5 protein-coding genes are annotated in these 8,346 nt (G+C 41.9%); all 5 read right to left on the bottom strand.

Annotated features, from left to right (window positions below; all coding sequences use genetic code 11):
- Nucleotide 1: 1 nt before the first annotated feature.
- Nucleotides 2-1,501 (bottom strand): 4-alpha-glucanotransferase, encoded by a 1,500-nt coding sequence (gene malQ / locus QZT26_RS07015; protein WP_295101378.1) that lies wholly within the window; start codon nucleotides 1,499-1,501, stop codon nucleotides 2-4.
- Nucleotides 1,502-1,583: 82 nt separating this feature from the next.
- The gene (locus QZT26_RS07020; RefSeq protein ID WP_295101380.1) at nucleotides 1,584-1,913 is read right to left on the bottom strand and encodes a transposase; all 330 of its coding nucleotides are present in this window, start codon (nucleotides 1,911-1,913) and stop codon (nucleotides 1,584-1,586) included.
- A gap of 65 nt (nucleotides 1,914-1,978) precedes the next feature.
- Entirely contained in the window at nucleotides 1,979-4,408 is a 2,430-nt protein-coding gene (locus QZT26_RS07025) for a DUF3536 domain-containing protein (RefSeq protein WP_295101382.1), read from the bottom strand.
- A 7-nt stretch (nucleotides 4,409-4,415) separates the two neighbouring features.
- The gene (treZ, locus tag QZT26_RS07030; RefSeq protein WP_295101384.1) at nucleotides 4,416-6,239 is read right to left on the bottom strand and encodes a malto-oligosyltrehalose trehalohydrolase; all 1,824 of its coding nucleotides are present in this window, start codon (nucleotides 6,237-6,239) and stop codon (nucleotides 4,416-4,418) included.
- Complete coding sequence (glgB, locus tag QZT26_RS07035; RefSeq protein ID WP_230408042.1) at nucleotides 6,236-8,185, bottom strand: 1,4-alpha-glucan branching protein GlgB; 1,950 nt, start codon at nucleotides 8,183-8,185, stop codon at nucleotides 6,236-6,238. Before glgB ends, treZ begins: the two co-directional genes overlap by 4 nt.
- Between the last annotated feature and the right edge of the window lie 161 nt (nucleotides 8,186-8,346).

Here is an 8,346-nt window from a genome sequence, read left to right on the forward strand (position 1 = left end):
ATCAGCTCCTACCGTAAATTCCGGTAATTTCTCTAAGTGCATTCGTTACGGATGGCGTGAGCTGTTCGGAAAGCAGTCTCCATGCCCAGTTATTTTCAGTGGTTGCCGGTAAATTCATCCTGGCTTCTTCGTCAAGTTCAAGGATGTCCTGCATAGGAATGATCGCCGTGTTTGCAACGGACATCATTGCTAGTCGTATTAATTCCCGACACACATTTGTTTCGGAAACATCTCTTCCAAGATATTTGAAAAGTTTTTTTCGTGTTTCTTCGTTTGTCTCATTTTTAAACCACCCTTTTATGGTATTGTTGTCATGTGTTCCGGTATATACCACGCAGTTTTTCTCATAATTATGTGGTACATAAGGATTTTTTGCTACATCATCGCCAAAGGCAAACAGGAGAAGTTTCATACCGGGAAATTGAAACATTTGCATAACGAGTTTTACATCCGGTGTTATGGTGCCGAGGTCCTCTGCAATAAGGGGTAAATTAGGAAAGTGTTTAAAAATGGTGGTAAAAAAGTCTTCAACAGGAGCTTCAACCCATGTGCCATTAATAGCCGTTTCTTCGTGCGCAGGGATCTCCCAATACGCAACGAAACCCCTGAAATGGTCTAATCGGACAATATCAAAGAGCTTCATGTTGTGTTCTATACGTTTGATCCACCACAAAAACTCCGTTTCTTTATGAAAATCCCACGTATAAATAGGGTTTCCCCATTTTTGTCCTGTTTCACTGAAATAATCCGGCGGCACCCCCGCAACGAATGATGGTTGTTTGTCTTCATCTAATTTAAATAATTCCGGATGCGACCAGACATCAGCGCTGTCATACGTAACATAAATAGGAATATCTCCGATTATTTGTATGTTTTTTTTATTGCAGTACTCTTTGAGCTTGTGCCATTGCTTAAAGAATATGTACTGGATAAACCTTTCTTTTTCCGTTCGTTCTTTTAATTTTTCTCTCCATTCAACCATTGCGTCAGGTTTTCTGTGCTTTATTTCTGCAGGCCAGTCGCTCCATACTTTTCCCTGAAAATATTCTTTAAGGGCAATAAATAGTGTGTAATCATCCAGCCAATGAGCGTTCTGTTCGCAGAATAACGGAAAGGCATATTTTTCTTTTTTCTGTATTTGAAAATTTTTATATGCCTTTTGAAGAATACCTTCCTTATAGACGGTAGTATTTGCGTAATCCGTCCGATTATTCGGCAAGCGTCTGCCGCCTTCAATATCCGGCTTGGCAAGCAGTCCATCTTCCACTAGCATGTCCGGGCTTATTACGATAGGGTTTCCTGCAAAGGCAGAGCAACTGCTATAGGGGCTGTTTCCATAGGGGAGGGATGTGGGATTTAACGGCAGGATTTGCCATAAACACTGCTTCGTTTCTGCCAGGAAGTCGATGAATTTGTAGGCGAATGGCCCAAAATCTCCTATGCCATATGGCGATGGGAGTGATGTTATATGTAGTAATATGCCGCTTCTTCTTTTGTACATAGAGATTGTTTACATTTTAAAAATTATTTCACTTCCGTTCCCAACCGGGAATTGTTATTACGATTTGCTTTTTGGTGACACTTTAGAGAGACAACGCATGCGTTGTCTCTACTACGGTTGTGTCGGTGTTGTTGTTATTTCCATTCAAAACCAATATACCATGAACGTGATTGGGCATAACAATAAATGTCCCCAATTCAACATTTGTTGTGTGGTTTTTAATTTCATACCACAATACATTTGTAATTACCCCAACATTAGATAATTGCAGAATGCCATTATTTATTTCGCCAAAAAAATATTCTCTGTTTGCCGTGCAAATGGTTATAAAATGTGTGCCTGCCCACCCGTAATTCCAATTTTGTAGCCGGGTAGATGGTATTCGGTATTTATTTTGAAATTTTTCAGCCATTATTTTTTTACAAAATGTTCTTTTGACACAAATTGTAGAGACAACGCATGCGTTGTCTCCACAATCTATGACACCTTCACCCCAAGATAATATCCCAGTTTTTTAAATGCCTCTTCCCATCTTCTAAAACGAGGGTCTTCGGTTAATGACTTTTCTTTCATTGTGTGATAAATGTTTTTTCCGATATGGAAATAAATATTTTGCGCTTCCCACAGGTCCAGCTTTACGGAGAGAGAGTTTAATAGTTTTATCACGGCGTCGATTTCCTCAACAAGACTGATATCGCTTGGTTTCCTTCGTAACCGTTCCATGTGTGAGTTTATCCATACATTTGCCGCAAAGCCAGTGGCATTTTTATCAATGGCAAATGACCAGCGTTTTGCTTCGTTGATGAGGTTTTCAAGTTTTTCAAGATTCATTTCTTCTTCTGGGGAAAAAATATTTATTAAATCTCTATTTACCGTATATTCTGCAGTTAAAAAAAGTGGACGAGGCGGGGGGGTCTGCAGATAATGGAGAAAATTCAGCAAGGAATAATTGTTTTTATAAATCATCCTGAATGAAACTTCTATTTCCTTCATTGTGGATTGCAGGATTTGATCTAAAATCATCCTTTTCCTGTCTGTAAACAGATGCCACAGAGAATAGCTATGGGCGCCAAAATAGTTGTTCATAAGTCTTATAACTTCTGAGATTTCACCTCTGTCAAAAATATTCCCGATCTCCTGAAACATGTGTAATAATTCCTGTTCAGTGGTAAAACATTTTACGCCACCATTTACATTATGGTCGCCTAAATGGAGCGCTGCGAACACTGTCTCCACCTCCTCCCATGTGATGGTTGATACTATATGCATTTTCCCTAAAGCGAGTTTTACTCTCCCCGCGTACCGCTGTTCATATTTTTCGGTTGTTACAGAATAACAATAACTTGGCGCTTTTTCCCGAATATCTTCAAAAAGGGAGGAAATTGCATAGTGGGCGCATACATGAAAAAGGTCTATTTTGCTGGGCATTACAAATAATTCATATATTCTGTCGGCGTTTTCGTATTTTGGCACATTGCTCTTTATGTTTTTTAAAAGCGCACGGTATTCCGTCTCAATGGCGGAGTCTGAAATTTCTTCTGCGAGATGAATTGCCCTTGCGGCATACTTGACAATCTGCACTGTTTCAATGCCGGAAATCTCATCGAAAAACCATCCGCAACTGGTGTACATCAGCATGGCATTCCGCTGTATTTCAAGGAGTTTCAGGATTTTTGTTATTTCTTCTTTTGTTGGCGCCGTAATTGTTTGCTTTTCGATAAAACTGCGAACCGCATCTTCCGTTCTGTTCAGGATAATTTCAATATAGGCATTCCTCGCAACCCATGGGTCTTTAAAATATTTACCGGCTTCTGCTTCATAAATGGCTGCCAGTTTGTCTCTCAGTGCATTCATAGTAGCCCTAAGAGGTGTGCGCCATTCCTGTGTCCAGCCTGGATGGCTGCCGGAACAACATCCGCAATTATTTTTCCATCTTTCAATTCCGTGAATACAGCTCCATGAAGTATTTTCTTTTATTTCCACATCGAATTTTGGCGGATGTTTCTCGAGATATTCTCCATAATTTGTAATTTTCGCCAGATTTTTTGACTCTATATGATATAGGCAGTACGCCAGCGCCATATCCCCCTTAAAATGGTGATGTCCGTATGTTTCGCCATCGGTTGCAATATGCACAAGCTGAGGCCAGTCCCTGTTTTCGGTAAATGCGGAAAGCAATCGCGTTGCGAAGTTTTCTCCATTTTCCAGCAAACCGCCAAATGCGAGGTCCTGTGAAATAGGCCCGTCGTAAAAAAAGATGCAAATGCTTCGTCCTGAGGGGAGTCTGCAAAGATAGGGTGTTGTAGGATCTATTTCCCCGTTTCCCATATCTTTCCAAGCATGGCTCTCCATTCTTTTCATTTTCTGGGCCTGGCGGGGCGCCAGTACGGTGAATTTTATTCCCAGTTCCGCCAGTACCTCAAGGGTTTTGGTATTTACGGCAGTTTCCGGAAGCCACATGCCTTCCGCATCTCTTCCGAATCTTGACTGAAAATCCCTTAGTCCCCATATAACCTGCGTATACCTGTCTCTTTTATTGGCAAGTGGCATGATCATGTGGTTGTATATTTGAGCCAAAGCTGAGCCATGCCCGGAAAAATGTTCACGGCTCAATTTGTCAGCTTCAAGAATTGCCTGGTAAACGCCTGGTTTATGCTTTTCCATCCATGAAAGCAGGGTAGGGCCGAAGTTAAAGCTTATCTTTGAATATATATTTACGATATCTACTATTCTTCCGTCAACGTCGAGAATGCTCGAAGCAGCATTCGGTGCATAACACTCGGCGGTTATTCTCTCATTCCAGTCATGATAGGGATATGCCGAATCCTGAAGTTCCACATCTTCCAGCCAGGGATTTTCTCTTGGCGGCTGATAAAAATGGCCGTGAATACAAATATATCTTTCCATAAATAGATCATTCCTTTATAAACGTAATAAAACTGTGTTTTCTCAGAGTGATTTGATTAAATTGCCCTGTTTTTTCTGTTAACAATGAGCCGGGACCGTCCCACATCTCATCTGATGAATCAACAAGCTTTTTCCAGTGATTTTCCTGCAGGGGAAGTTTCACGGACACTTCACTATCGCTAAAATTAAATACGGTAAAAGAGTTATCCACTCCCTCTCCTCTTTGCAAAAACACGACCTTTTCATCCTCAAGGCCGTACACGGAAAGTTTGTTCTTATCCTGATTCGCGAAGGCAGGAATTGTTTTCCTCAAATGTATCAAATGTTTATAAAAATCCAGCAATACTTTATGATGTCCCTGTCTCTTTTTTCCCCAGTTTAATTTTGATGTTAAAAAGGTTTCACTGTCCTGCGGGTCAGGCGGTTCGCCCTGCCATTGAAAGTCATAAAACTCATGCTTTCTTCCGCGCCTTACCGCTTCTATTAAAGGAACATCCGAGTGGCTGACAAAATAGAGAAAAGGCGCTTCTTCGCCATATTCTTCTCCCATGAACAAAAGCGGTATATAAGGGGAAAGAAGTATTACACCGGCCGCAAGTTTTAACGCCTCGAACGAAACCAATGCTGATAACCGTTCCCCAAGCATCCGATTGCCTATTTGATCATGATTTTGCGAAAAGACGACAAATTGCGATGGCGGACAATTTTTCGAAGAGTTACCATGACGTCGTTTCCTGAATGGAGAGTATTCTCCTGAATAAGCAAACCCTTCTCCGAGAGATTTTACCAGATGTTTCGTTTCACCGAAATCGCAATAATATCCTGTGATCTCTCCGGTAAGGAGTGTGTGCAGGGAATGGTGCAAATCATCGCACCACTGGGAATCTATCCCATAACCGCCGGTTTCTTTTGTCCGCGTTATTTTTGTATCATTCAGGTTGCTTTCTGCAATTAAATAATAGGTTTTCTTTTTTTGAACGGAGAGTTCTGCCGTTTTCTCCTTCAATTCTTCTAAAATATGTTTTGCCCCCATATCGTAAATACCGTGAATGGCATCAAGCCGCAAGGCATCGATATGATAATTTTCAAACCAGAATAGCGCGTTCTGAAGAAAGAATGAACGAACCTCGTCACTGTAAGCGTCATCAAAGTTTATGGCCTTTCCCCATGGAGTGTGGTATTTATCGGTAAAATACGGGCCGTATTCCGCAAGATAATTTCCCTCCGGGCCAAGATGATTATATACGACATCAAGAACTACCGAGATCCCCTGTTTGTGGCATTCATTGACAAGCCTCATAAGGCCTTCCGGCCCACCATACGAATTTTGCACGGCAAAGAGATAGGCGCCGTCATATCCCCAGTTCCTTTCCCCGGGAAATTGCGCAACGGGCATCAATTCAATGGCATTAACGCCTAACTCTTTTAAGGAGTTTAATCTTGGAAGTATTGCGTCAAATGTGCCCTGGGGAGTAAATGTACCGACATGGAGTTCATAGATTATTAATTGTGAAAGTTCTATTCCTTTCCATTTACTATCTTTCCATTTGAAGGAGTCGAATTCTACCACCTGTGAATATTGATGCACTCCGGCAGGCTGAAAATATGAAGCCGGGTCGGGCCTGTCTGTTTTTTCCCCGAGCTGATAAAAATAACAGGCGCCCGGATATACATCTTCAACACAAGCCTTCCAGTAGCCTTTTTCATTTTTTTTCATAGGGAACAGTCTTTCGTCGGGTGAAACGAGTTTTACCGCTACGCTTTTAAGAAAAGGCGCCCACACCACAAATTCGCACGTTCCGTTCCCGATATAATGTGCGCCAATCCTCATTTGTCATCCATTTCTCTTTTAAAAAAAACTATACCAAGCGGAGGCAGTGTTAGTGCAATCGAATAATATCTGCCATGTGAAGGCAGCGGACTTGCCTCTACTCCGCCTAAATTTCCGTGTCCGCTTCCATTATAATGTTTTGCATCGCTGTTCAATACCTCTTTCCAGAATCCGCCATATGGAACTCCAATACGATAGTTGTATCTTGGCACAGGGGTAAAATTGCAGACCACCAGAATCTGATCCTTTACGGTCTTTCCCTTTCGCAGGAAACTTATGATGTTGCGGTCCAGATCGTGGAAATCAACCCACTCGAAGCCCGTATATTCAAAATCAATTTCGTACAGTACGGGTTCATTTCTGTAAAAGCGGTTGAGGTCTTTAACCCATTCCTGCATCCCTTTGTGTATCGGGTATTGCAGGAGATGCCAGCTTAGGCTTTCTTCGTGATACCATTCTTTTGTCTGCCCGAATTCACCTCCCATAAAGAGTAATTTCTTTCCCGGGTGTCCAAACATGTAACCAAATAACAACCGGAGATTTGCAAACTTTTGCCACTCATCACCCGGCATGCGGTACAATAACGACCCTTTCCCATGCACAACCTCATCGTGTGAAAGCGGGAGGACAAAGTTTTCTGTAAAGGCATACAGTATGCTAAAGGTAATTTGATTCATGTGGTATTTCCGGTAAATGGGGTCGATTGAGAAATATTTTAATGTGTCGTGCATCCATCCCATATTCCATTTCATTCCGAATCCAAGCCCCCCTACATACGTTGGCCTTGAAACCATGGGCCATGCAGTGGATTCTTCTGCGATGGTCTGAACATCGGGGTAAAAATGATATATTGTCTCGTTGCATTTTTTCAAAAAACTGACGGCTTCAATATTTTCCCTGCCGCCGTATTTGTTTGGTATCCATTCTCCCTCTTTCCTTGAGTAATCAAGATACAGCATTGAGGCAACGGCGTCCACTCTTAATCCGTCAATATGGTATTTATCCAGCCAAAAAAGGGCATTGCTCACGAGGAAATTTTGTACTTCATTCCTGCCGTAATTGAAAATATAACTTGTCCAGTCCGGATGAAACCCCTTCCTCGGATCGGCGTGTTCATAAAGATGTGTGCCGTCAAAGTAAACAAGGCCATGTTCATCGGAGGGAAAATGTGATGGCACCCAGTCGAGAATGACTCCAATTTCGTTCTGGTGCAGATAATCAACCAGATACATAAAATCCTGCGGGGTTCCGTATCTGCCCGTTGGGGAAAAAAAACCTGTTATCTGATATCCCCATGAACCATAAAAAGGGTGTTCCATGACAGGGAGTAATTCGACATGTGTAAATCCCGTCTCTTTTACATATTCCGCGAGATATGGCGCCATTTCACGGTAAGTCAGGAATCTGTTTCCATCCTCCGGAATCCGCCTCCACGAACCCAAATGGATTTCATATACGGACAAGGGGGCATTGATATTATTTTTCCCTGACCGTTCCTTCATCCATGCCTGATCGCCCCACGTGTATGTTAAATCCCTCACTATAGAAGCGCTGTTAGGGGGAGTTTCGCCGTAGAAGGCAAATGGGTCTCTTTTATCAACACGGTAATTGTTGTATCGTGAACGAATATGGTAGCGATAGATTGTTCCTTCGCCTATGCCGGGAACAAATCCTTCCCAGATACCTGAACTGTCTTCTCTCGCCCTGAGATGATGCGATGTCTTGTTCCAGTTGTTAAAGTCGCCTATTACGGATACCTTTTCGGCATTTGGCGCCCATACGGCAAAGTAAACGCCTTTCACATTATTAAATGTTATAAGATGCGAGCCGAGTTTTTCATAGAGATGAAAATGGTTTCCTTCTTTAAACAGATATATGTCGTGGTCTGTTAAAAGACTTTTGCTGGTATTAACCGTTTCACAGGTTTTATTTTTTTCTGTCATCATTTGTTTGTTTCCAAAAGTTGTAAAATGCCCTTTATACTACTATCCATCAATTTCTTGTTTTTTATGCGTGTTTTTCATGCCGCCATTTCCGTAAGTGCTTTAATATCAAGGGCTGAAGCGGTCATCAGTGAACAAGAGAACTTCTGGCCTTTCTCCGTCAA

Origin of the sequence: uncultured Candidatus Kuenenia sp. (assembly GCF_900696675.1) — a bacterium.
Lineage (GTDB): Bacteria > Planctomycetota > Brocadiia > Brocadiales > Brocadiaceae > Kuenenia > Kuenenia stuttgartiensis_A.